At 45.0% G+C, this 22,394-nt stretch carries 22 protein-coding genes; 12 read left to right on the top strand and 10 right to left on the bottom strand.

Annotated features, from left to right (window positions below):
* Positions 1-92: 92 nt before the first annotated feature.
* Positions 93-2,321 (bottom strand): hypothetical protein, encoded by a 2,229-nt coding sequence (locus U5K77_02190; protein ID MDZ7744550.1) that lies wholly within the window; start codon positions 2,319-2,321, stop codon positions 93-95.
* A gap of 65 nt (positions 2,322-2,386) precedes the next feature.
* On the opposite strand from U5K77_02190, the gene U5K77_02185 reads away from it, so the two are divergent.
* Positions 2,387-2,578 (top strand): hypothetical protein, encoded by a 192-nt coding sequence (locus U5K77_02185; GenBank protein MDZ7744549.1) that lies wholly within the window; start codon positions 2,387-2,389, stop codon positions 2,576-2,578.
* A 14-nt stretch (positions 2,579-2,592) separates the two neighbouring features.
* Here U5K77_02185 and U5K77_02180 read toward each other — a convergent pair whose 3' ends face one another.
* From U5K77_02180 to U5K77_02165, 4 genes are all read right to left on the bottom strand, one after another.
* Entirely contained in the window at positions 2,593-3,132 is a 540-nt protein-coding gene (locus U5K77_02180) for a hypothetical protein (protein ID MDZ7744548.1), read from the bottom strand.
* 408 nt (positions 3,133-3,540) lie between these two features.
* Positions 3,541-4,206, bottom strand: coding sequence for a GDSL-type esterase/lipase family protein (locus U5K77_02175; protein MDZ7744547.1), 666 nt, complete (start codon positions 4,204-4,206; stop codon positions 3,541-3,543).
* Positions 4,206-5,513, bottom strand: a complete 1,308-nt coding sequence (gene aspS / locus U5K77_02170) for an aspartate--tRNA(Asn) ligase (protein ID MDZ7744546.1) — start codon at positions 5,511-5,513, stop codon at positions 4,206-4,208. The genes U5K77_02175 and aspS overlap by 1 nt, the downstream gene beginning before the upstream one ends.
* 197 nt (positions 5,514-5,710) lie before the next feature.
* The gene (locus U5K77_02165; protein ID MDZ7744545.1) at positions 5,711-6,781 is read right to left on the bottom strand and encodes a CBS domain-containing protein; all 1,071 of its coding nucleotides are present in this window, start codon (positions 6,779-6,781) and stop codon (positions 5,711-5,713) included.
* A gap of 59 nt (positions 6,782-6,840) precedes the next feature.
* Here U5K77_02165 and U5K77_02160 point away from each other — a divergent pair, with 59 nt between their 5' ends.
* The 3 genes from U5K77_02160 to U5K77_02150 all read left to right on the top strand — a co-directional run bounded on the left by U5K77_02160 (position 6,841) and on the right by U5K77_02150 (position 9,971).
* Positions 6,841-7,470 carry a thioredoxin domain-containing protein gene (locus U5K77_02160; GenBank protein ID MDZ7744544.1) on the top strand — a complete coding sequence of 210 codons (630 nt, stop codon included), beginning with the start codon at positions 6,841-6,843 and terminating at the stop codon, positions 7,468-7,470.
* Between the two features lie 48 nt (positions 7,471-7,518).
* Positions 7,519-7,878, top strand: coding sequence for a four helix bundle protein (locus tag U5K77_02155; protein MDZ7744543.1), 360 nt, complete (start codon positions 7,519-7,521; stop codon positions 7,876-7,878).
* A 398-nt stretch (positions 7,879-8,276) separates the two neighbouring features.
* Positions 8,277-9,971, top strand: a complete 1,695-nt coding sequence (locus U5K77_02150) for a cation:proton antiporter (GenBank protein MDZ7744542.1) — start codon at positions 8,277-8,279, stop codon at positions 9,969-9,971.
* Here U5K77_02150 and U5K77_02145 read toward each other — a convergent pair.
* Positions 9,944-10,546, bottom strand: coding sequence for a nicotinate-nicotinamide nucleotide adenylyltransferase (locus tag U5K77_02145; protein MDZ7744541.1), 603 nt, complete (start codon positions 10,544-10,546; stop codon positions 9,944-9,946). The two genes, U5K77_02150 and U5K77_02145, sit on opposite strands and share 28 nt — an antisense overlap.
* Before the next feature lie 411 nt (positions 10,547-10,957).
* Positions 10,958-12,277, bottom strand: a complete 1,320-nt coding sequence (locus U5K77_02140; protein ID MDZ7744540.1) for a hypothetical protein — start codon at positions 12,275-12,277, stop codon at positions 10,958-10,960.
* A 280-nt stretch (positions 12,278-12,557) separates the two neighbouring features.
* Here U5K77_02140 and U5K77_02135 point away from each other — a divergent pair, with 280 nt between their 5' ends.
* From U5K77_02135 to U5K77_02125, 3 genes are all read left to right on the top strand, one after another.
* Entirely contained in the window at positions 12,558-13,568 is a 1,011-nt protein-coding gene (locus U5K77_02135; GenBank protein ID MDZ7744539.1) for a hypothetical protein, read from the top strand.
* A 63-nt stretch (positions 13,569-13,631) separates the two neighbouring features.
* Positions 13,632-13,835 carry a hypothetical protein gene (locus U5K77_02130; GenBank protein MDZ7744538.1) on the top strand — a complete coding sequence of 68 codons (204 nt, stop codon included), beginning with the start codon at positions 13,632-13,634 and terminating at the stop codon, positions 13,833-13,835.
* Entirely contained in the window at positions 13,836-14,177 is a 342-nt protein-coding gene (locus U5K77_02125; GenBank protein ID MDZ7744537.1) for a sortase, read from the top strand.
* 384 nt (positions 14,178-14,561) lie between these two features.
* Here U5K77_02125 and uppP read toward each other — a convergent pair whose 3' ends face one another.
* The gene (uppP, locus tag U5K77_02120) at positions 14,562-15,353 is read right to left on the bottom strand and encodes an undecaprenyl-diphosphatase UppP (GenBank protein MDZ7744536.1); all 792 of its coding nucleotides are present in this window, start codon (positions 15,351-15,353) and stop codon (positions 14,562-14,564) included.
* A gap of 174 nt (positions 15,354-15,527) precedes the next feature.
* Between uppP and U5K77_02115 the strand changes: the two genes are divergently transcribed.
* Positions 15,528-16,433, top strand: coding sequence for an ABC transporter ATP-binding protein (locus tag U5K77_02115; GenBank protein MDZ7744535.1), 906 nt, complete (start codon positions 15,528-15,530; stop codon positions 16,431-16,433).
* Positions 16,433-18,133, top strand: a complete 1,701-nt coding sequence (locus U5K77_02110; protein ID MDZ7744534.1) for an anibiotic ABC transporter — start codon at positions 16,433-16,435, stop codon at positions 18,131-18,133. The genes U5K77_02115 and U5K77_02110 overlap by 1 nt, the downstream gene beginning before the upstream one ends.
* A gap of 1 nt (position 18,134) precedes the next feature.
* On the opposite strand, the gene U5K77_02105 is transcribed toward U5K77_02110, so the two are convergent.
* Both U5K77_02105 and U5K77_02100 read right to left on the bottom strand, forming a co-directional pair.
* Complete coding sequence (locus tag U5K77_02105) at positions 18,135-18,617, bottom strand: hypothetical protein (GenBank protein ID MDZ7744533.1); 483 nt, start codon at positions 18,615-18,617, stop codon at positions 18,135-18,137.
* A gap of 44 nt (positions 18,618-18,661) precedes the next feature.
* Positions 18,662-19,126 (bottom strand): GtrA family protein, encoded by a 465-nt coding sequence (locus U5K77_02100; GenBank protein MDZ7744532.1) that lies wholly within the window; start codon positions 19,124-19,126, stop codon positions 18,662-18,664.
* A gap of 312 nt (positions 19,127-19,438) precedes the next feature.
* Between U5K77_02100 and U5K77_02095 the strand changes: the two genes are divergently transcribed.
* From U5K77_02095 to U5K77_02085, 3 genes are read left to right on the top strand one after another with little or no spacing between them, the layout of a single operon-like run.
* Positions 19,439-20,860 carry a sugar transferase gene (locus tag U5K77_02095; GenBank protein ID MDZ7744531.1) on the top strand — a complete coding sequence of 474 codons (1,422 nt, stop codon included), beginning with the start codon at positions 19,439-19,441 and terminating at the stop codon, positions 20,858-20,860.
* 22 nt (positions 20,861-20,882) lie between these two features.
* A complete protein-coding gene (locus U5K77_02090; protein MDZ7744530.1) occupies positions 20,883-21,251 on the top strand; it encodes a four helix bundle protein in 369 nt (122 codons plus the stop codon).
* Entirely contained in the window at positions 21,206-22,393 is a 1,188-nt protein-coding gene (locus U5K77_02085) for a glycosyltransferase (GenBank protein MDZ7744529.1), read from the top strand. Before U5K77_02090 ends, U5K77_02085 begins: the two co-directional genes overlap by 46 nt.
* Position 22,394 lies beyond the last annotated feature (1 nt).

Genomic DNA, 22,394 nt, shown 5'->3' with positions numbered 1-22,394 from the left:
AGGAACACCGGAGAAGAAAATGCGATTATACGCCAAGAGCATTGGCAGAGTTGGTGGCTCTGCCACCAAGCAGGCCAATGTGGTGTGTGTTCCTAATAGTGGTACCAGCGATCTATACCGGATGAGCTGGTAACATCAGTAATCTTCACCGCCTCACCCCCCAAAAGACTCACCGCATAATCCGCTGTCTCGGCTTCAGTATTGACGCGGAATATGATTGTAGAGTTATTAACCCAACGCAGCGGAGTTCGCAAGCCTGGCATAGTGAGTAACGTATCTTCATTGCCTTCTTCTATATCTCGTACAAGCAGCACCCCCTGACCATCACGGCGATCAATCCAGGCGCTATGGGTGCCGTCTGGGTTATCAGCATATACTCTCGAACGCGGATCGGCTGGCTCGCCATCCAGTTGGTCGAGCTCGCCGTTGCTAAAGTCATAGTCATACCACTCTTGGCTGGCCGATAATGTTACTTTTTCGTAATCAGAACGGAATATTGCCCAAACTTCTTTGTCTAATACAGTTTGATTGTCCGAGCCATCTGCTCTGATGCTTTGTAGCTTGACTGATTCTGACTGATAAGCGCTAGACGGTGCGTAATAAACCCTTTCACCTAACATACTCACATCGTTGAAGTAGTTACTCCGCGCTAGTTCGCTATAGTTAAGCGTATCGTAGTTAAAACCGATGATTCGATGCCGGCTCGGGTTAGCGGCACTGGCACCAGCGGCAATTCGTACATAAACCAGATGATCGTCGTGCCAACCAACGATCTGGATTCTTTCAGCCTCTGCAGCCTCATCAACTTCACCGGTCTCTATATCAATCACACTTAAAGTACTCATCAAAAAACCGTCGTCGTTACGGATATTATTACGTGTGCTAACCACCGCGACCATTTCTCTGTCCGGGTGAGGTACTACCACGATGTCATCGCGCTCACTGCCCGTACCCTCCAAAATCAGTTCCTCGTTTTGACCATCGGCATCAATCTTATAGACGTCGTATGTGCCACTACGATTGGATACAAATACGTGCTTGCGTGCCGGCACCATCGCAATGTCTTGCTCGGTATCATCATTAGCCGTAATAGTCACTTGCTCTTCGCTGTATTCCGGATGCTCTATAGAAACCTCAATCGATTCAATCGACGTATCATCAACCGTTAACAATATATAACCCTCTTCATCGCTATAGGCACTATATTCACCGCTAATTGCTTCGGCTTTTTCTATTGGCTCATCACTTAAAAAATCTGTCACATCAAAGGCATACTGCACACCTACTGGGCGTAGGTTGACTGATTCCAGCGGATTGCTACCCCAACCAATAGTGATGGTCTCGACAATTGGCGCAAAAGCTCGTCGTTCTATAACCAGCTCAGTTTTACCTAGTTTTAACTGGTTGAGTTCTACAAAGCCGTTTTCATCAGTTGTTTCGGATTGACCGCGTAAAGTTACCTCAACATTTCTCAACGGTTGCCGCGTACTTTCATCAAGTACTGTTATTGACGCACTACTTCGTACACCGACTAAGTTCAATAAGAAATAACGACTGATCGGCAGAGCAATTGCGGCAACCAAACCCAGTACTAGCAAGATAATAGTTATGTAGCGCGCCCACTTATTATTCCACCAGCCTCTAAAAAAGTTTGCTAGCTTGGTTTTCAAGCCCGGCTTCTCATCATCAAACGCAATCGCTACCTCTTCATCTTGCGCCTTCAACAATTCATCACTATCTTTTGCTTGAATATCTTTGACGGCTTCATCAGTTTCTCCGGTATCGTCTGATGGAGTTTCGGCTGCCTGTGTTGATGATTCTCCTGCAGAAGCTTCCGCGACGGTTTTCAAGTTTGGGTTATCCTCGTCATCAAGTTGTATTGCAACATCGTCATCATTTTCTGCCTGGGTTTTTGCTTGGTCATCATTTTCTGGTTGGTCTTCAGTCTCAGGAGCTGTTTCTTTACTTGCAGGTTCTTCCTTTTGGTCGCTTGATTCTGGCTCAGTTTCTTCGGATTCGTCTGCTTCAGGAGGAGTACTATTCTCTGGTTCAGTAGTGGACTCATCTTTGGACTCTCCGTCAGGCTTGTCATCGAAATCATCTTTGAGCGCAATTTTAATCGGCGCTTTCAGTGCTTCGTCAGAAACCTCCGGAGCTGTTTCCGGTGCTGTATCAGTCGGTTCATCTTTAATGACTTCAAACGGCGCTTTTTTAGGTTTCTTATCAGGAATACTCGGATCAAGCATCTGCTTAACACGTTCTTCTATTGCTTTTTCTTCAGCTGAAGAATCAGGTTCTTTGGGTGTTTTCTTTGGGCTCATAAATATACATGTTCTCTTTGATTACAGTATAACAAAAATTAACATAAGGAGTATACTTATGCGTGATGATTAAGCGAATTATCTGGGTTTGGCTTGGCGTACTCGTTATCGGCTTCTTTGTCATCGGTTTATATATTTACAGAAATAGTCATATCTCAGAGCCGCAACAACAATCAAACACTATACGTCAAGAGTCACTAGATATTCAAACATTTAACCCTCAACCGGCCGGCCAAAACATCCAGCCTCAGGATTAACTAGTCTAACTTTATTAGCGCTGTTTGCGTTTACGCTTGGCGCGTTTTGCTTTTTTGGTTTTTAGATTTCTCTTTGTCGGCACGGTTCCTGTTGCAGCTTGATCAGAGTTTTGGGTTTCGTTTGCTTGTTTATCGCCATAACCGGAAAATTTTGGTTGGTCGTTTGTTGGTAAATACTCAGTGCGTGAATGGCTACGGTATAAAATATATAGTGATATTAAACTTATAACAGCTATTGAGACTGCAAACCCGACAAACCATATGAGCCAGTTCAAACCTTCATCAGTGTTTTGTTGTTGAGACGTCTGTGTGGCGGGCTGACCGTTAGGAATGATTATTTTGCTATTACTCGTCAATAAATCCTGGGAGTTTTGAGTTTGTAGCCCGCCATGTTGTTGGGTCAAAGGTGTCTGGGCAGGTTGCGGGCTTTGAGTATCTGGGACAAAATTGGAAGTGGCTTGCTGAGCGGTCGCCATGGTGGGAAAAATCAAGCTCGCGCTAAGCAAAAAGGTGCTAAAAATTAGCATTATTTTAGTCATTTTTTGTACACTCACGATACATCCCACTATACCATGAGCCTAGCTATCGGGGACATCAGTTGTGCAACTTTTGTGCTCACTATTGAAATACTAGTTGAATCAGTTTTGGGTGCTGTATTGTTGCAATTTTTACTATAGTACAACGTTTTATTGACTTCTTAACATGTGGATAAATACTGTACTTACAGGGGTCGTTGTGTCACTTGACTTTCCTACAACACAGGCGTAGCTTTAGAGGTATGGTTATCTGTACTCTTCGGGCACTGGTGCTCGAGAGCCTCCCGTTTAACGGATGCTAAGAGTGTCGGATGCGTGAGGGCATAGAGGGCCACAAAAAGTAAAACCTCAAACAATACACCTCCTTACTTGCTTCGCAAAAGGAGGTGTATTTTATTTTAGTCTAACTATCGATATTCGAAAATTTTATAACTTGGCTTCGTACTGATTAATCAATTGTGCAATAGATGGCTCTACCTTGGCCGCGATAAATTTGTGGCCAGCGTCATTTGGATGAAGCCCGTCTGTCAACAATTCATGTCCTTGTTCAAGACCTGCCAAAAACGCGTCATGAATTGGAATAAATGGAACCTCGGCATATTCCGCAACTTGCTTGATAGTGTCTTCGAACAAGTTGATGCGGCTGTTCTTCCATTGATTGCCTGTCGTACTGTACGCCCAAGGATCGGTCTTGGATTCATCGACTGCCGTGAGACCAACAAACATAATATTATCCGAAAGCTTTTGCGCTTCGCTAAGGATTTTTTCTAGTTTTCCTTGAAACTCGTAGGCATCCATAGCCGGAGTATTTTTGCGTAGAATCGCATCGTTTATACCAATTGCAATAATTATAAAGTCATCGTCCTCCCAAAGCTGGCGAGCCTCAACTTCAGGCTTAATTCTATTTAAGACTCCGTCAGCTGTGTCGCCAGATGCGCCAAGCCCGTACACCATTATGGCGGATCCTTCCATGCCGGCTAGTCTGTTTTTTACTGCATGTCTATGATATTTAGCCGCAATACGCTCCGCCCAGCCGCCATGGCTGTCATAAAAACCCTGAGCGATACTGTCTCCAAAAATAAAAATTCTCATTATGGAGTCAACCTATTTATGTCACGTGGGAATAGCGTGGCTTCTTTAACATTGTTTAATCCAACTGTTTTTTGGACTAGCCGATCAATACCAAACCCACAGCCACCGTGTATCGGCAGACCGAACTTAAAGGCTTGCAGGTAATACTTAAACCCTGGGTGGTTAACGTCCATTCCGGCTTGCTTCATTTGTTCTACCATCTTTTGGTAGTTGTTTTCACGCAGAGGCACTGTAGCCAGTTCTAGGCCGCGGAACAATAGGTCGCCCCAAGCAACGGTGTCATCGTCATTAAACTTATGATAAAACTTACCGGCAACTCGCGGAAAATGCGTAGCATAAACCAAATCGCTGCCCAATTTCTTGCGGGCATAGTCCGATATCCAGCGTTCTTCGTCTGGCGTGAGGTCTTTCTCGTCAGTCGTGTCGGTCTTGTTGGCTTTGGTGTACATTTCGTGAATTTCGGCAATCGTAAAGCGTGGGACTTGGTCTTCTGTGAGCTTGAGCTCTGGTGCGTTGAGGGACTTGAGGTCATCGGCGTGCTCGTCATAGACTCGTTTAAGGACATTCTTGGTCATATCGGCCACTAAATCTAATACCTCGTCATGGCTGTCTACAAACCCCATCTCGATATCCAGCATGGTAAGTTCAGTCAGGTGACGCGTAGTTGCACTTGGCTCTGCCCGGTAGCTATGGCCAATCTCATACACCCGTTCAAATGCACCGACCATAATTTGCTTATAAAACTGAGGGCTTTGAGCTAACGTGGCTTCTTGATCAAAATAATCGAGCTTAAACACCTCTGCTCCGCCCTCAGTGGCTCCCGCAATCAATTTTGGTGTATCGATCTCTACAAACTCGCGCTCTTGCAAAAAGTCCCGAATATAGCGTGTCAGGCTGCCGCGGATTTTAAATATCTTTTGCTCCTGTAAGTTACGCACGTTCAGCACGCGGTATTCAAACAGTGTATCCAGGTGCTCAGGCTTGTGGCTGATTGGTTTGTCTATTTCTATTGGCGGCTCTTCTGTAACTGGTACTAAGACCTCTATTTTAGGCTCGTGTAGCTCAGCACCACCTGGGGCACGCGGCTCTTCGGTTACTGCCCCGGTAACTGCAACCACTGTACCAATCTGTAGACCACGGAGCTTTTCGACCTCGTCTTTATCTTCAATAACAGCCTGAACCAGGCCGCTGCGATCACGCACATTTATAAACGTTAGGCCGCCCAGCAGGCGCTTTTTATGAACCCATCCTTGGATGGATACTGTCTTCCCAGTTTGGTTTTTTAGGTCTCTTGCTAATGTTCTCATCCCGTTTGAAACAATCTTGGTGTGTCTTCCTGTATTAATTATTTATAACTGGATCCCGTTTTAGGTAGTTTCTAACGGGACTCATCAGGGTAAGTATAAATTACTTCTTAAAAATCTCTAAATCTGTGACTATAAGTTCCCTATTTAGCTAACAATGTAAAAAGTATACCCCCGTAAATTGGCTCAAACAAAAGCAGTTATTCGACTTCTATGGTGTCGTCTGGCTCGGGGCGAGCTTTAGTGGCGGTTTTTTCAGATTTTAAGTGAGCCTGATGCTCTTTATCTGCCAAGTTACGTGCCACGGCTCGCATGTCGTGGTGAGAGTCGAACTCATCAACTATTTGTTTGCCTAAGATTTTTTCCAGTACGTCTTCTATGCTAATAACACCGACGTATTCCTCAAACGTATTAACCACGATGTACAAATGATGATGAGTTCTTAGTATTGCGGACAATGCATCGTGCAACGGCTGATCTTCGTGTAGGTACAGTGCGGTTGGTACCATTTTACCCCGCACCTTACCGCCTGCCTTGGCGTTTACTAGGTCGCGCAAAAATAACGTACCGACAAACTTGTCTTTATCACCCTCAAATACCGGAAACCGGCTGTGGCCGCTTTTGTGCAGCTCAGTCATCAGAACCGGGCCAATTGTTTCTCCTGCTGATACGGTCTTAACTACCCTCCGCGGCGTCATGGCGTCACGAACCAACCTATTGCCAAACATCATAGCGTTTTTTGCAATTTCTAGTTCGGATTGTTCTATCCGATTATCAGCTTGGACTTCTTGTTTTTCAAGCAAATCTAATAGGTCGGCCTTTTCATATAGGCCAGTATGGACCCGTACAGGCCGGTGTCGCCGAATATACTCAACAACCCAGCTAATCGGTCGATGAGTATATTGTAATATCCAAGCAAAAACTGGTGCTAAAACGGCTGCCGTGCGTTGACTAATACTACTAACGTTGCTGGCGGGCAGCCATATAAAACCAAGCCATATAACGACACCGCTAGCGAAAACCGCGAACCACGTGGCAGTGCTTCTGGATACATAAACAAAAAATATCGCACCAAATATACCAACCAATATCCACAAAATTAACCTTAATGAATAACCGTAAGCTGCTGCCCGGTGCAAGGCCTCCGCCAACTCATCACCCTGTCGGGCACGCCGTTTTAACTCCCGTGACGGAACGTGAGCATAGGTTCTCTGCAAGCTGATTGTGAGCAAGAACAACCAACCAAGTAATATGGCGATAATAAATTCCATACCCTAATGTTACAATATTATGGTCAAACTATGAGAAAAAAGAGGGAGAAGTACTAATAATGAATAATAAGTTTTTGATTGTAATGGCTGTTTTGGTCATCGGATTTTTCGGATTTTTGTATTTTAATCGCGATACAGAAAACGGCAATAGTGGCGGTGAAGTTACCAGCCATACTTATGGCCAAGGTAACTCAGGCGTAACCGTAGTTGAATACGGTGATTTTGAATGCGCAGCCTGCAGCCAGTACTATCCGATATTCACCCAACTCAAGCAGGAATACGAAGAAACTGTAACCTTTCAATATCGTCACTTCCCCCTAGTAGCAATCCATCAGAACGCTATGGCAGCACACCGAGCAGCTGAAGCCGCAGGCCTACAGGGAATGTTTTGGGAGATGCACGACACTTTGTTCGAGCGTCAACGAACCTGGGAGACAAATGCAAGCAGCAATCCGGGAGAGATTTTTGAGGGCTATGCCGAAGAAATTGGCCTGGATATGGAGCAATTCAGCGAAGACGTCAGGAGTAGCGAAGTAAACGCCAGTATTCAAGCGGATCTAGATGCAGGACGCGACCTAGGTGTTAGCGGTACACCGACATTTGTTGTAAATGACGAAGTAATCGATACGCCTGGCAGCATAGACGAGTTCCGAGAAATCATAGACGAAGCAGTCGCCGAGCAACAATAGTTGCCAGCATGGAGATAAGAGTTTAGAGGTATGAGCGTGGAGTCAGCCATGAAGTCATTTCGCGATCTACGGGTCTGGCAGACCGCTCATGGGCTTGTCTTACTCACGTATAAGGCTACTAAGACATTTCCGAAAGAAGAATTGTTCGGGATTACTTCACAGATGAGACGAGCCGCAGTTTCAATAACGTCAAACATCGCTGAGGGTTTTGCGAGAAGCACCTCTAAAGATAGAGAACATTTCTATGTAATGGCCCTGGGTTCGCTATCGGAGCTAGAGAGTCAATACCAGATTTCTATCGACTTAACTTATATGGACGAAGAGGCCTGGCAACAAGCTGATGAGCAAATTCTGGTCTGCACCAAGCAACTGAAAGCATTATTAAAAGCCCATCGAGCTAAACAGTAGCTGTTGCTCTACGGACTCCTAATGTCTACACTCTAATATCTAGACTCTAACGTCTAATAGTGTAGGTACTGCTGCCACTTTGGGCGTTGAACTTTTACTTCCACCGCTTGCCCCTTCCGGTGATACGTTTTTATTTTGACGGTCTTCACGCCAAGAACCTCCTGTTTATTGCAAACGTAAACAAAACTCCATCTGCTTACACTGCATTTTTATTTTTACCCAGCAAAAACTTCACTAATGTTTTGAAGTTTATTGGGTTGTTTTTGTCTTCGTACGTAGCCGTAACTAGCTACAATGAAGTGGCTACAGTATGACATAGCACAAACCTGAAGCGCAAGCACTTTGCGAAAATTTTATACTTGTTGTAAGGTAATACGAAAAGGAACTGCAAAACAAAGATGACCGATCACGTTTTTACCGAAATTACGCTCCTCATAGCCGTAGCAACAGGTGTCGCATTGATAATGCGCGCCTTAAAACAACCACTAATTATTGGGCATATTCTGACCGGGCTTATTGTCGGACCTTCAATTTTAGGACTTGTTCAATCACCTGAAACGGTTGGTCTTATGGGCGAGTTTGGCATTGCCTTACTTTTATTTATTGTCGGACTGGGCTTAAACCCAAAAATTATCAAAGAAGTCGGTAAAGTATCGTTGCTTACTGGCCTTGGACAGGTAACCTTTACTGCTAGTTTTGCCCTGTTGCTAACCAATGCTCTCGGTTACGGTGGCATCGAATCACTGTATATCGCGGTCGCGCTGTCGTTTAGTAGTACGATTATCATCTTAAAGCTACTTAACGATAAAAAAGAGCAAAACAAGCTGTACGGCAAGATAAGTATCGGCTTTTTACTTGTTCAAGACGTGGTCGCCACCTTAGCGTTAGTCGTTGCTTCGGCAACCAGTCACGGTGGACTTAGCCTAGAAGACCTTGGCTGGCTTGCTGTAAAAGGTTTATTGCTCGGCTTAGCTATATTCTTGGTTGCCCGATTTATCCTAAAGCCGATGACCAACTTTCTGTCTCGTTCTCAAGAAATGCTGTTTTTATTTGCCATTGCTTGGGGCTTTGGTGTCGGCACCTTGTTTTATGAACTCGGGTTTTCACTAGAAGTTGGAGCACTTATTGCCGGTATTGCCCTTGCAAACTTGCCTTACGCTGCCGAAGTTGGCTCACGACTCAAACCACTGCGCGACTTCTTCTTGATTGTCTTTTTTATTGCCTTGGGTTCACGGTTAAATCTAGATAACTTCCAATCTTATATCGCTCCGGCTATGGCCATGTCGAGCCTGGTTCTGATCGGTAACCCAATAATCGTCATGACAATCATGGGATTGCTAGGTTACACCAAACGCAACAGCTTTAAAGCAGGTCTGACAGTCGCCCAAATTAGCGAGTTTTCTCTCATATTCTTGCTCCTAGGCCAGCGCGGCGGGCAAATCGATGAGTCAATCGTAACAGTTATCACGCTAGTAGCTCTTATTACAATCGCTGTTTCAACCTACATGATTACCTATGCGGACGGACTGTATAACAAATTCGAGCGTTACCTGACGCTGTTTGAACGACGAAAGGTCAAAAACAATCACGAAACCAAACACGTTTATGATGTGGTGATGTTTGGTTATAAAAAAGGTGGTAGCGAATTTATACGGGTGCTTCCCACCATAACAAAACGTTTTATCGTGGTTGATTATGACCCTGAGGTTATTGATAACCTAAGCCACAAAAACACACCATATTTATATGGAGACGTAACTGACCCAGAACTGCTCGAGGAGCTTGATCTGACAAAAACTAAATTAGTGATTTCACTGGTATCTGATCACGCTACTAACATATTTTTGCTACGCTACCTGGAGCAACACAATCCTAATTCAGTCGTTATTTGCCATGCCGACAGCACTGGAGAAGCTGCTGAGCTTTATGGGCTGGGCGCCAGCTACGTCATGATGCCGACTTATATTGGCAGCGAGAAGATTAGCTCATTTATCAAACGCAACGGCTTTAATAAAACCGAGTTCAAACACCACCGCGAAAAGCACATCCAGTATCTACAAAAACACTACGAAGCACCGCCAGTAGACGTATAGAGCTTGTTCTCGGCAATATATTCAGCTACGTCGGCGTGCAGACCTCTGGGCTTATGACCTCGCCGCAATGATAGTCTTGCCTTAGAAGAACTGTAATCCGATAAATCCGTGCTGAATACGCTGTAGTGGAATTCTAGGCCTTTGACCTTTTCTATTTCTTTTATGTGGTGATTTATATCGTTATGTTCACCTCGTACACCAATAATGAATTGCACGTTTTTTAGTAAATCCTCCACGTGTGGCCACTCCGCCATGTGCGTTAGCATATCTTCGCCAATTAGCATTGATAGCTCGGCGCCTTTAAACCTGGCTGTAAGCGGTGGTAGTGTTTCATGAGGAGTAAAACGAGCCTGATCCAGCACGATAACGCCCATCTTAGGCTCGTCGGCGATCGCCAGTTGCACCATGTTTACTCTGTGCTCAAAGGCCTTTACGCCCTGCTTACGACGCGGGCGTGGCTCTACCAAGAAGAACACTTTATCGAGGCTGCACCATTTAATTGCATCGTGTGCAAACTGCACATGACCCCTATGAACCGGATCAAAAGTGCCAGAAAATATACCGACTCGCTTCATAATATTATCCGTTGTGGTTTAGAAGTCTTAAACATCTAGAGGCATTCCCTCGCAACATTTGGTCGGCTGACGGCAAGCCGGGCAGACATAGTGCCCGTGCACCGGCTCAATTGGGTAGTGGCCACAGGCATCACAGAAAAGTTCGGGTGAACGCCTATCGGTTTGGTTTTGGTCTGTGCTGCTGGTTTTGTCCATCATAATTATTTTACTGTAATTTTGCGGTAGCGTGACACTTTGGGCAAATTATTTGCGTATCTGTCAGAATTGCATCCACGGTTTCAGTGCAAAACGGGCAACGCACGCATTTCATGAGATTTGGGTCTGCTTTTAACATGTCGTCTGTAATAACGCACTTATTATCACAATCATTAACCATTTGTTCGTATTGTTGTTTAGTTAATCCGGTTTTGTTCATGAGCTTTCAATCTTCCTGCATCCACAGCTGCCTGTGATGAGTTTCTTATTCTTCGAACTTCCAATTTTTTTAACTACAGTCTTTACGTTTTCTGCTTTACAAATTGGACATTTCTTTGACATAAACTCACAGTCTTTGTCATCACTACCTGGATCAGATTCTTCACCTTCTTTGAATAGTGGGCAAGAGCTATCGGTACTTTTGGTTTTTGCAATACTTAGATAGTTGTCCGCAACCTGAATGTCACCCTGCTCAAAAGCCCTGCGCGCCTGCTCTAAGTCTGCTATCGCCGCATGTCCAAACACGCGTATATCAATCGTATTATCTAGAGCGGCACGCTCAATACAATACTTGCTTGAAAGCTGATCTAGTCGCTCAATCGCATCATAAGGGCGCTTAAATGTATGCGCTTCGGCTAATAACTGGCGAGTGATTTTATCGACTAGACCGTCAAACTGCTGCTCGCGTGTCATACAAACCTCTCGGTAAGTGTAATAATCCTGGCTTGGTTTAGCTTCGCCAAAGAACGTCCCACCAATAATTCCATCGATCCTCTCAACAACGGTATGCACCCCGCTGGTTGCTGTTTTTGGTACAAGCATGACAAACGAAAGCGCCTCATTCTCGTCAAAATAGGCTTGCTCCATGCCTGCTTCTTCTAGTAGCTGCTTCACCGCACGCAAATCATGACGTGATGCATTCGGCGAAACCTTACCTGCTACCATTGCAGTCTCCATGTCAAAAGTGCTTTCGCCCGTCTTTTTTAGGTATTGAACTGACAATGAATCGGTATCAGTAAAGAAATTGTATTCTTGGCGAGTTTTGGTATCTGTCGGCGTAGCAGACATAACCACAACATCATGCTCTTCTAACAACCCAGCTGTATCCATTTCTTCAAACAAGAATATGTTGCCAAGCTCTCGGTGGGTTCGGTTTTGCATGATATTATTTAACGGCATGTGTTCTAAAGTGTTCTGGTGAATATGTGCCATTGGAACACCATTTTGTTCGAGCCCACGTTGTGTACGTTCAAGAGGTACGACCGTAATATGCCCAGATTTGAAGAGCCGCTCAGCCACATCTGTGCTGACATTTCTACGCACCCGCCGCAAAGCATCAGCCGAGCCGAGTGCCGCTTCCTGTGAATTAGCCAGCAGAGTTGTCGGGTTAGGTTCTTGTACCTCGCAAATCTCCGCGCTACCAGCCAGTGCAATGGAGCCAACCAGATGATTCCGTCGGTAGTCGGCGATCTCAATCAACTCTGGACACACATCGGATGCGAGTCTATGAGTATTTGTTAGTTCAAGTGTCTGCAATTTAAAACCCTCTGCGTTCCCGAGTAGACGAGCAGAGGGTCTTCATATCCTCAAAAAGACTTTGCTCCTGCTCGGGAGGCTTTTACTTCCGTGTCTGACTTATTCGCTCGTTGGCGACATCACAGTTGCGGCACAGTGCCTGGTTCTCACAGGCTTCCGGATTTGTATATTTAATTTACTAATCTTCTAGTAGTATAACGCAAAACCCTTACACCACATGTAGTATTTTTTGCCTATAGCATTATGTTTTACCGGCAAGGAGTATTACGCTATATATATCATGGAATATATCAGCAAACACGCCAGTCAGATGCAGGAAGATTTGCAGATGTGGGCGACAGAACACGCCAGAACTCGGTCTGATATTTTTGAGCTACTCCCCCACAATCCTGACAAATATGAATATCAAAGTACTTTTGCGCATACTATTAAGGGCAGTCCGCTAGATGGAGCTGTAACTGACCAAATTGCTACTGGAATTGATAATAGATACCCGAAGGTTGCCCAAGCTGTTGACGAGAACCATCAAGCACTAGAAAACATCGGGGCAACTTTAGATAGTCGTCAAAACGCCTTTGTTGCCACCGATCATGACGAACTAATTGACATAGCCCTGATTCTAGTAAGGTCTCGTTCTAATCTTTTAAGAAGCGGCCATGATTTTGACACGAGCCTAATAGCCAACAAGATGATTACTTACCTTGGCGTAAAACTACCGTCTGGAATTGTTCCAGCAACAGAAGTTATTGCCATGGCGACTGATGAAACCTATTTAAATATTCCGCGTCCGGCATCCGGAAAAGGCCGTTTATCAACACCACGCCATGCTATTTCCGAGTTTAATGAAATGATGGTGGAACACGGTCTTGAAAAACGGTTAAAACGTAGTGCAAAAATCGGCAAAGCAGCTTTGCTTTTTACCGCTATCAGTGGCACTGTCAATAAACCGCTCGATACAACACGCTATAGCTATTCTGAGTCTGGCTTATCCATCCCTGAAGAAGATCAGGAACGTACTATAGTCATAGGCAGAGCAAACGACGGCGTACTAAAATTCACACAAGAAGGATTAACATATGTTGGAAGCGCGAGGCTAGATCCAAACAATATTCAGGTTAAGTTATCGCCGAACCCTAGAAGCCTTCGTACAAACCCTGAACTGACCGATGCCATGCAAGCAATTAAAGCGCTCCAATCCGAAAACGATCCAAGCCATTATTATGTGTACGACGAACACGGTAAACTGCCGGTTATTCGCCCCGAAAATCAACAAACCAAAGAAATTTCATAAAAAATGAACTCTCCTTCACTTTTACCATACTTACAGAACTTTTCTCGCTACAACAAGTGACTATTGGTTGCCAATATTGTGGTCGCTTTGTTTATTTTTGTGTCGCCTTTTATTCCAGCGCTTACATATATGTGGCGGCAGCAGTTTAGCCAACCGGCCACTTACGGCGGGCGATTATCCGATGAGACAGAAAATACCGACCAACCGTCAGACAATATCCCCAGCGAAAATAGGCTAGTCATCCCATCTATCATGCTAGATAAATAAATACACGAGGGACCAACCAAGTCAACCTTAAGCGAAGGTGTCTGGCGCCGACCAAACACCGCCAACCCTACAGTTGCCAGCAACACCGTTTTGGCCGGGCACGTGTTTACCTATTCAACTCCAGCAGTTTTTTATAACCTAAACAAAGTAGAAATCGGTGAAAAACTAGCGATTTATTGGGAAGGAAGCGAATACCTTTATAAGATTGACGAAGTAAAAACTGTCAACGCTTCAGCCATAGAAGTAGAGGCACCGACAGAAAATCCCCGTTTAACGCTATATACGTGCACGCCACTCTGGAATCCGGTTAATCGATTGGTCGTTACTGCTGATTTACTGTAGGTAACCGAGTTATGAATTTGTCATTTACCATTTTACGTTTAATATTTAATTTTCATTTGCCAATTATCAAATGTTTTTCCGTGTCTGGGAAATGAACAATGGTATTTTAATGGCTAATGACAAATGGACAATGTTAAATATTTCCTATAAGGAAAATGTGTTATGAGTCCCGCAGTGAACCTCCAAGTTGCTTCGCAAATATGCCGTAGAGGTAAGCGCAGCTATAAAGAAGCAATCTGCCGACAATTTCTGTACAGTAAAAATGTAATTTCTTGGAGATCTACTACAGGATGAGTGAGAAAAAACGTTTCATCATTTTAGTAATAATTCTGGTACTGCAAATCGGTTTTATAATATTCAGCCGGCTGATTTACGAACGCGCGTTTAGATGAGAACCAGCAATAAGACAATACCGCCGAGCCCCATGCGATAGTACGCAAAAGTAGCGAGACTGTGCCTGGATAAAAAGCTCAGCAAAAACCGTATGGCAAATAAGCCGGTCAAAAATGCCACAATCACACCAATTATAAAAATGCCTGGGGTATCTGCAACCAAGCCCATACTGTACTCACTCAACATAACTTTAAGTGTGGCTCCCAACATGACAGGAATAGCTAGTAAAAATGAAAACCTGGTAGATGTTACTCTGTCTAGCCCGGCAAATAAACCGGCCGTAATAGTGCTACCGGAACGTGATGTGCCCGGAATAATTGCTATTGCTTGAGCTGTTCCAATAATCACTGCTTGACGCCAAGATACATGCTCAAGCGCATTTTTATTTTGATGCCGCACCGTCCAACGTTCCGCCACTAGCATCAAGACACCAACAAGTATCAGCATGATTGCCACGATTATTGGCGAACGAAAGGTTGTTTCAGCCGCTTCTTGTAATAATGTACCGGCAATCACCGCCGGCACTGTAGCAATCGCTAGCAAAATTGCCAGCCCGGTTTTTTCACTGCGCTTAAATAAGGCCTTGGTCAGCTCCACAATATCTCGGCGAAAAATTAGCAGTAATGAAAGTAGCGTGCCGATATGAAGAGCCACATCAAATGTTAAACCTATCTCTGATCCAAAGACATCCTGTATCAATAACAGGTGACCAGAGCTTGATACTGGCACAAACTCAGTAAGACCTTGGATTAAGCCGAGAATGATCGCTTCAATAATACTCACCCGCCCAGTATACAAGCTAGTAACACGCCCAACACCAATAAAATTTATATTCTAAGCCCAGCTCCGTCACACCTCCACCTTTGCAAGGTTAGACCTTGCAACAAGGTCTAACCTTGTTTGGGGTATGTGACTTGGATCATTGCCCTTTACTGGCCAATTTGACAAAATATATTCATGAGCAAAAGCACTATCATTGAAGTACGGGGGCTTACAAAGAAGTTTGACAAATTTAAGGCACTGGATAATCTCAATCTAACCGTTGAGCAAGGGCAAGTTCATGGGTTTTTGGGACCAAATGGCTCTGGAAAATCCACGACTATTCGCGTATTGCTTGGCTTACTGCGTAAAACATCGGGTACTGCCACGCTATTTGGGCAGGATCCGTGGGATAAAGCTGTCAACTTGCATAGTCGGCTAGCCTACGTACCAGGCGACGTTAATTTATGGCCTAACCTGTCTGGTGGCGAGGCGATCGACCTGATAGGGGCTTTACGGGGTGGTTTGGATAAAAAGCGTCGAGCTCATCTGATTGATGTTTTCCAGCTTGACCCAAAAAAGAAGTTCCGCACCTACTCTAAGGGTAACCGCCAAAAAGTAGCGCTGGTCGCTGGTTTGGCTTCAGACGTAGAACTCTACATTCTGGACGAACCAACATCCGGCCTTGACCCGCTTATGGAGTCAATTTTCCAGGAAGAAATCCAGTCCCTCAGACGCTCTGGAAAAACAGTGCTACTCTCGAGCCACATTTTGGCAGAAGTCGAAGCGCTATGTGACCGCGTCACCATCATCCGCGAAGGACGCACCGTAGAAACTGGCACGCTTGACCAACTTCGTCATTTACACCGCACCACTATCAAAGCTCAAACAGAAAAGCCTGTCACAGGACTTGAGAAAATCAAAGGGGTTCATAACTTGCGTAGCAAAAATAATCATGTTGAGTTTGAAGTTGAACCGGCAGATTTAGATAAAGCTCTGGAGAAACTAACCAAACTAAATATTCGAGCCATCACCAGCCACCCACCAACGCTTGAGGAATTATTCTTGCGCCATTACGATGACGAACCAGGGGTAAAAACCTAATGAGCTCTCGAGTTATGCGTCACACCGCCAGGTCGCGAACTCCGCTCGACGAGCAAAGTGATATGACGCATAAGTCGAGCCACATGAAGGGAACCTGGCGGTTAATCCGGTTAGCACTACGACGCGATCGCATCAAGCTCCCATTGTGGATTTTTATAATCTTGGCCATGGCTGGCGGCAGTATGCCAGCCTTAACAGAGTTCTATGCAACAGCAGAACAACGCTTGGAATACGCTGCGACGTCCGCACCAAGTGTTATTGCCCGTGCTTTTGGCGGGCCAGTTCAAGGACCAACACTCGGTTCTATCGCCATGGTAGAACTGTTTGTCTTTACAGCTATTCTGATTGCGTTTATGAGCACCCTTGCCATAGTGCGACATACCCGACAAAATGAAGAGCTTGGAGCCTCAGAGCTCATCGGCTCGGCCATAGTTGGCCGCTACGCGCAACTAACCGCAGCTCTAACCGTAGTTATTGGATTAAACGTTGTAGTTGGCCTGCTTCTTTTTGCAATTCTGACGGGCAGCAGCGACCTGCCTGTATCTGGTGTGTTTGGCATGACTGCGGGTTGGGTTTTAATTGGAGTATTCTTTGCCGGCGTTGCAGCGATTACTGCGCAAGTCGCTGAAACAACACGTGGAGCAAACGGCATGGCGGGCGGTACAATTGGCGCGTTTTTCTTGTTGCGCGCGGTCGGCGATGCGTTTGGCACTGCAAACCCTGACGGATTGAGCGCCAGTAGTAGTTGGCCGACCTGGCTATCGCCGTTTGGCTGGGGGACACTAGTAGAACCGTTTAGTGGACAACGTTGGTGGTTACTGGGTTTATTGGCTGTCAGTAGTCTTATATGCTTTGGTGTAGCAGTCCTTATCTTGCGACGCCGCGATGTCGGCTCCGGGCTGATCGCCACTCGCCCAGGTCTAGCCACTGCTAAGCAATGGCTGTCAAGCCCACTTGGGTTGGCCTGGCGACTGCAGCGTGGCGTTCTGTATGGCTGGCTAATCGGTTACATAGTATTTGGGTTGTTAGCCGGGTTTATGGCGGTAGAATTTAGCGACTTGCTGGCTGACAACGAGGCCTTTTTAGAATACCTAGGTTCGGCAGGTGGTAATGTGACGGACATATTCTTCTCATCTATGTTTAATATCGGAGCCTTAATCGCCGCTGGGTATACCCTGCAAGCACTACTGCGTCTACGGAGCGAGGAAACAAACGGCTATGCAGAATCACTATTCGGTGCGGCGACCGGTCGTATTCGCTGGTTGCTAAGCCACGTTACTGTTGCGCTAGTCGGTACTGTCCTGTTGTTGACGACTTTTGGTTTTTTGGCCGGCGTTTCGTTCATGATAGCTGGTGATGCAACTGCGTCAGACGTATGGCGACTGACTGCCTCTACCATGGTACAGATACCGGCGCTAGTAGCGTTTGGAGCATTCATGATATTGCTCTTCGGACTACTGCCACGATATGTTCTGGGAGTTACATGGGGCGTGTTTGTTATTTACCTTCTCATAAATCAGTTGGGCGTACTCTTAAAACTGCCCCAATGGGTAATAAACTTATCGCCGTTTACGCATGTACCACTAGCCCCATCAAACGATATTCAGTTCTTGCCGCTTATATGGTTACTTGTAGCAGGGTTTGTCATGGCTGCTGCCGGGATTATTGGCTTCACCCGTAGAGATATCTATACCAGATAGCCTATTCACCGAGCCGTTTTCTGACTGCTGTGAGTCGCGGCATAAAACTGTGCGCAGCCCCTTCCAATCCCAAGACTTTAAGCGCACCAATTAACACGTAGAGTTCGTCGATTTGCGCCTGCGTGAGCTGCCCGGAATTTTCCGCCTCATCAAAGAAATACTCGATTTTTTGTATGAGCCACTTTTCCTCTGCTGGTGCAACTGATTTGTTTTTGAGTTTGGGCTCATCGTCAACTGATTCAACCACTTCCAGTGAGCGAGCCGAACGATCGCGTTTATGCAGATGTCCACGTTTAATTAAGTTATTAACATGCAACGCCACCGTAGCAACAGAATTATAGTTGAGCGAACTCATAATCTCACGATAACTTGGGCTATAACCGTGCTCTTTAATAAATTCGTCAATAAACGTTAGCAACTCGCGCTGTTTTTTGGTTGGAAGCACTTTGCCATCAGATTTGTCTTGTGATTTATCATTTACCATATATCATCCCTGTGTACTGTGTACTGTGTACTGTGTACTCCCCATTATAACCTCACCACCATCTTCTTTTTCTTGGGCTTTGGTTTAATAATGTTCTTTTTACGAGCAAACACCCAAAACTTAAATATCAAATAGTTCCACAATGTAAAGAACCCGGCACTAACAAACTGCCCAAGATATGGGGTCAGACCTAGCTCGCGCAGACCGCCGACAATTCCCAAATCAATTAAAAAATTTACAAACATTAACGTGTAAAATTTTGTGGCTGATGTTTCAATCTGCTTTTTGGTGATTCCTTTGCGGCCAAATACCCAAAAACGTTGCAACCCATAATTAGCCGTGACACCGATAAAATAGGCCAGTGACTTATTTGGCCAAAACGGCATCCCAAGTAGGTCAAACAGCGCAAACGCCAAATACCCACTCCAAAACTGAGCACCACCGCCAATCATGTACTCGACAAAGCGTTTGGCTTCTTTTTTGTCTTTTTTACGCAAATGTATTCGCATGTTTATTTTCTTCTTTTGCTTGCCCTGTACACTTTCCGTAAACGAACAACGAGCAGTAGGGTTTTAAGTAAGAGCGAAATTGTACAGGGTTCAGTATATCAGATATGCTTTCTGCGGTGATACAATAGATACAGACATGATTAGAAAATACTCACTTGAATGCATGGACGTATTTCTCAATGAGCGGCGCACTGAACCATACAAACAGTACGGTGAGCAAGTAGCGCAATTGAAAATGTACTCAGGCATCAAGAATTACTGTGGCGCAACCTGCTCCGCAGGGCGGCAGACAAGAATGGTGAGTGGTTTCTAATGAAAAATAACGCCTCACTAGCCTACTCATTTTTGCTGATTATCGCTGACGCTGTTGCTATAACCGGTGCCTTTAGTGCCGCCTATATTCTCCGTGTCCGCTGGGATCCGCGCCCTCTCATCGAGCAAATCCCAGCCTTTAGTTTCCTGTATGCTTTTCTGGCAATATTGCCGTTATGGCTACTCGTCCATGCGTTTATTGGGCTTTATAACCAAAATGTCTACGAAAAACGCTTTACCGAGATTGGCCGTCTGCTTATCGGTTCGTTTCTGGGCATATTAGTAATCATTGGCTACGATTTTGTTCTCGAAGGAGAGTTCTTTCCAGCACGTCTAGTAGCAGTTTATGGTCTGGTGCTCAGCTTTGGCTTTTTGTTGGTTATACGCAGCTTGATGCGCATGTTCCGGCGGCTTTTGTTTAAGTATGGAATCGGCATCAGTAATGTACTTATTATTGGCAACACTGCTTCTAGCGAACACATAGCCGATACTATTAATGATACTCGTCATAGTGGTATGCGCGTGCTTGGTATTGTTGGACGCAAAGCCAGCGGTATCGCCTATTTTAGCTCGTTTGAAGAGGCGATTGAGGCTTTGCCAGAGTTGCCACACGGTCTTATTCAAACCGAACTATACAAAAACCAAAATAAAAACAACAAAATCATGGCCTTTGCTCAGCAAAATCACATAACCTATCGGTTTGTACCAGGTAATACTGATTTATTTGTTGGCAACATTACGGTTGACCTGTTTGCAGACCTGCCCATGATAGCCGTCCATCAGACACAGATTGTTGGCTGGGGTCGCATTGCCAAACGTTTATTTGACGTTTTTGCGAGCATCATGTTGATAATTATAACTTCCCCGCTCATGTTGTTGAGCCTGATTAGTTTACTTATTTTTGACCCCAAAGGCGGTTTTATCTTCCGGCAAACTCGTCTCACTAGGTTTAATCGTGAATTTACCTGCTACAAATTACGCACACACAAGCAAAAATATAGCGGTATGAGCCCCGAAAAGGCTTTTAAGGTTATGGGTAAACCTGAGCTCATTAAAATATACAGAGAGAACGGCGACTATATCCCGAGTGATCCGCGTACCTCAGCCTTTGGGCGATTCATGCGACGGGCGAGCTTAGACGAACTTCCTCAGCTTTTTAACGTTTTGCGCGGCGACATCAGTCTGGTTGGACCGCGTGCTTTAGTGCCACAAGAACTAAATACGTATGCTAAAAAACACGATATTCTAAGCGTAAAGGCAGGTTTAACCGGACTCGCCCAAATATCCGGCCGGCGCAATATAAGTTTTGAAGAACGACGCAAAATAGACATGTACTACGTACAGAACTGGAGCTTCTGGCTTGATATCAGCATTATTCTACGCACGCTCCGCGCAGTACTTACTAGCTCTGGAGCCAAATAAGATGGTAGATGGTAGTTAGTAGATGGTAGTTGGGAAATTAGCCTCATTCGAAGATTTAACGGTGTGGCAAGAATCGCAGACTCTTGCAGTTGAAAGCTATAACGTATGTAAAACCTTCCCGAAAGAAGAAGTTTTTGGACTCACGAGCCAACTTAAAAGATCCGTAACATCTGTGTCTGCTAATATCGCAGAGGGCTTTGGTAGGCAGACCAAGAAAGATAAATTGAACTTTTACACGATAGCGTATGGATCTTTGCTAGAGTCTAAGAATTTTTATTATCTTTCTCATAAACTTGACTACATCAATGACGGCGAGCTAGCAAAACTCCTAAGACAGACTGTCGTATGCCAAAAACTACTAAATGCCTTGATGAAATCGATACGTACATGAAAGACCAAACTACCAACTACCAGCTACCAACTACCAACTCACCTCGAGTTGCTATTGTTCATGACTGGCTCGTTGGCGGCGGTGCTGAACGGGTGGTGCTTGAACTGCACAGGATGTACCCCGATGCGCCGATTTACACTTCATACGCCACCAAAGAGTGGCGGAATAAGCTCGATAACAAAGTTATTACGGGATATTTGCAGCATTGGCCTTTTTCCAAGTTACGTAAATTTTTGCCTGTACTGCGGGCTCGGTGGTTTAAAAGTTTAAAACTAGACGGTTACGACCTAATCATTAGCAGCAAGGGCAATGGTGAAGCCAATTATATCTGTAGGCCAGAAGGCACTACGCACATCTGCTATTGTCACAGCCCGACCCAGTTTTACTGGCGTAAATACCATGGATACATCCAGGAACCGGGCTTTGGAATTTTCAATCCACTCGTTCGTATTGGTTTAAAAATACTGGTCAAGCCGCTCCGAGCTATGGATTATGCGGCAGCCCAAAAAGTTGATTATTTTATTGCGAACTCAACCAACATCCAAAGCGAAATTAAAAAATCCTACCAACGTGACAGTGTTGTAGTGCATCCCCCAGTAGATGTCGATCGCTTCCAGCTACCATCTTCCAGCTACCATCTTCCAAAAACCCGCAAGGGTTTTATCACCGTTGGTAGACAAGTACCCTATAAGCGAACCGATATTATCGTGCGAGTTTGCACAGAGCTTGATATACCTCTTGTCGTCATTGGCAGTGGATCCGAACACGACAAACTACTAAAACTAGCTGGCTCGAGCGTTACGTTTAGAACTAATGCCAATGATAAGGAAGTCGCCAGGGCGATGGCTTCAGCCGAAGCATTTATTTTTGCGGCTGACGACGATTTCGGTATCACGCCGGTAGAAGCCATGGCGGCAGGAACACCGGTGATTGCCTACCGTGCTGGTGGTGCGCTTGATTATGTTATTGAGGACAAAACTGGATTATTCTTTAACGAACAATCTGTGGAGTCACTTAAGACTGCAATTAAGAATTTCAAGCCCAGTGATTTCGACTCAAAAACTATTGCCAAACACGCACAAAAATTTAAGGCGTCAAGCTTTCGAGAAAGCCTTAAATCATTCATAGATAAACACGTATAAA

It is taken from the genome of Candidatus Saccharibacteria bacterium (assembly GCA_034521515.1).
Classification (GTDB): domain Bacteria; phylum Patescibacteriota; class Saccharimonadia; order Saccharimonadales; family JAXHMH01; genus JAXHMH01.
This window is presented reverse-complemented; position numbering and strand designations above follow the sequence as displayed.

Bases quoted from the DNA above. Each gene is read 5' to 3' on its own strand.
- U5K77_02165 (MDZ7744545.1), bottom strand. From the start codon at position 6,781: ATGGAATTTATTATCGCCATATTACTTGGTTGGTTGTTCTTGCTCACA.
- U5K77_02150 (MDZ7744542.1), top strand. From the start codon at position 8,277: ATGACCGATCACGTTTTTACCGAAATTACGCTCCTCATAGCCGTAGCA.
- U5K77_02160 (MDZ7744544.1), top strand. From the start codon at position 6,841: ATGAATAATAAGTTTTTGATTGTAATGGCTGTTTTGGTCATCGGATTT.
- U5K77_02090 (MDZ7744530.1), top strand. From the start codon at position 20,883: ATGGTAGTTGGGAAATTAGCCTCATTCGAAGATTTAACGGTGTGGCAA.
- U5K77_02095 (MDZ7744531.1), top strand. From the start codon at position 19,439: ATGAAAAATAACGCCTCACTAGCCTACTCATTTTTGCTGATTATCGCT.
- U5K77_02145 (MDZ7744541.1), bottom strand. From the start codon at position 10,546: ATGAAGCGAGTCGGTATATTTTCTGGCACTTTTGATCCGGTTCATAGG.
- U5K77_02185 (MDZ7744549.1), top strand. From the start codon at position 2,387: ATGATTAAGCGAATTATCTGGGTTTGGCTTGGCGTACTCGTTATCGGC.
- U5K77_02135 (MDZ7744539.1), top strand. From the start codon at position 12,558: ATGGAATATATCAGCAAACACGCCAGTCAGATGCAGGAAGATTTGCAG.
- aspS (MDZ7744546.1), bottom strand. From the start codon at position 5,513: ATGAGAACATTAGCAAGAGACCTAAAAAACCAAACTGGGAAGACAGTA.
- U5K77_02100 (MDZ7744532.1), bottom strand. From the start codon at position 19,126: ATGCGAATACATTTGCGTAAAAAAGACAAAAAAGAAGCCAAACGCTTT.
- U5K77_02105 (MDZ7744533.1), bottom strand. From the start codon at position 18,617: ATGGTAAATGATAAATCACAAGACAAATCTGATGGCAAAGTGCTTCCA.
- U5K77_02190 (MDZ7744550.1), bottom strand. From the start codon at position 2,321: ATGAGCCCAAAGAAAACACCCAAAGAACCTGATTCTTCAGCTGAAGAA.
- U5K77_02085 (MDZ7744529.1), top strand. From the start codon at position 21,206: ATGCCAAAAACTACTAAATGCCTTGATGAAATCGATACGTACATGAAA.
- U5K77_02110 (MDZ7744534.1), top strand. From the start codon at position 16,433: ATGAGCTCTCGAGTTATGCGTCACACCGCCAGGTCGCGAACTCCGCTC.
- U5K77_02155 (MDZ7744543.1), top strand. From the start codon at position 7,519: ATGAAGTCATTTCGCGATCTACGGGTCTGGCAGACCGCTCATGGGCTT.
- U5K77_02115 (MDZ7744535.1), top strand. From the start codon at position 15,528: ATGAGCAAAAGCACTATCATTGAAGTACGGGGGCTTACAAAGAAGTTT.
- U5K77_02175 (MDZ7744547.1), bottom strand. From the start codon at position 4,206: ATGAGAATTTTTATTTTTGGAGACAGTATCGCTCAGGGTTTTTATGAC.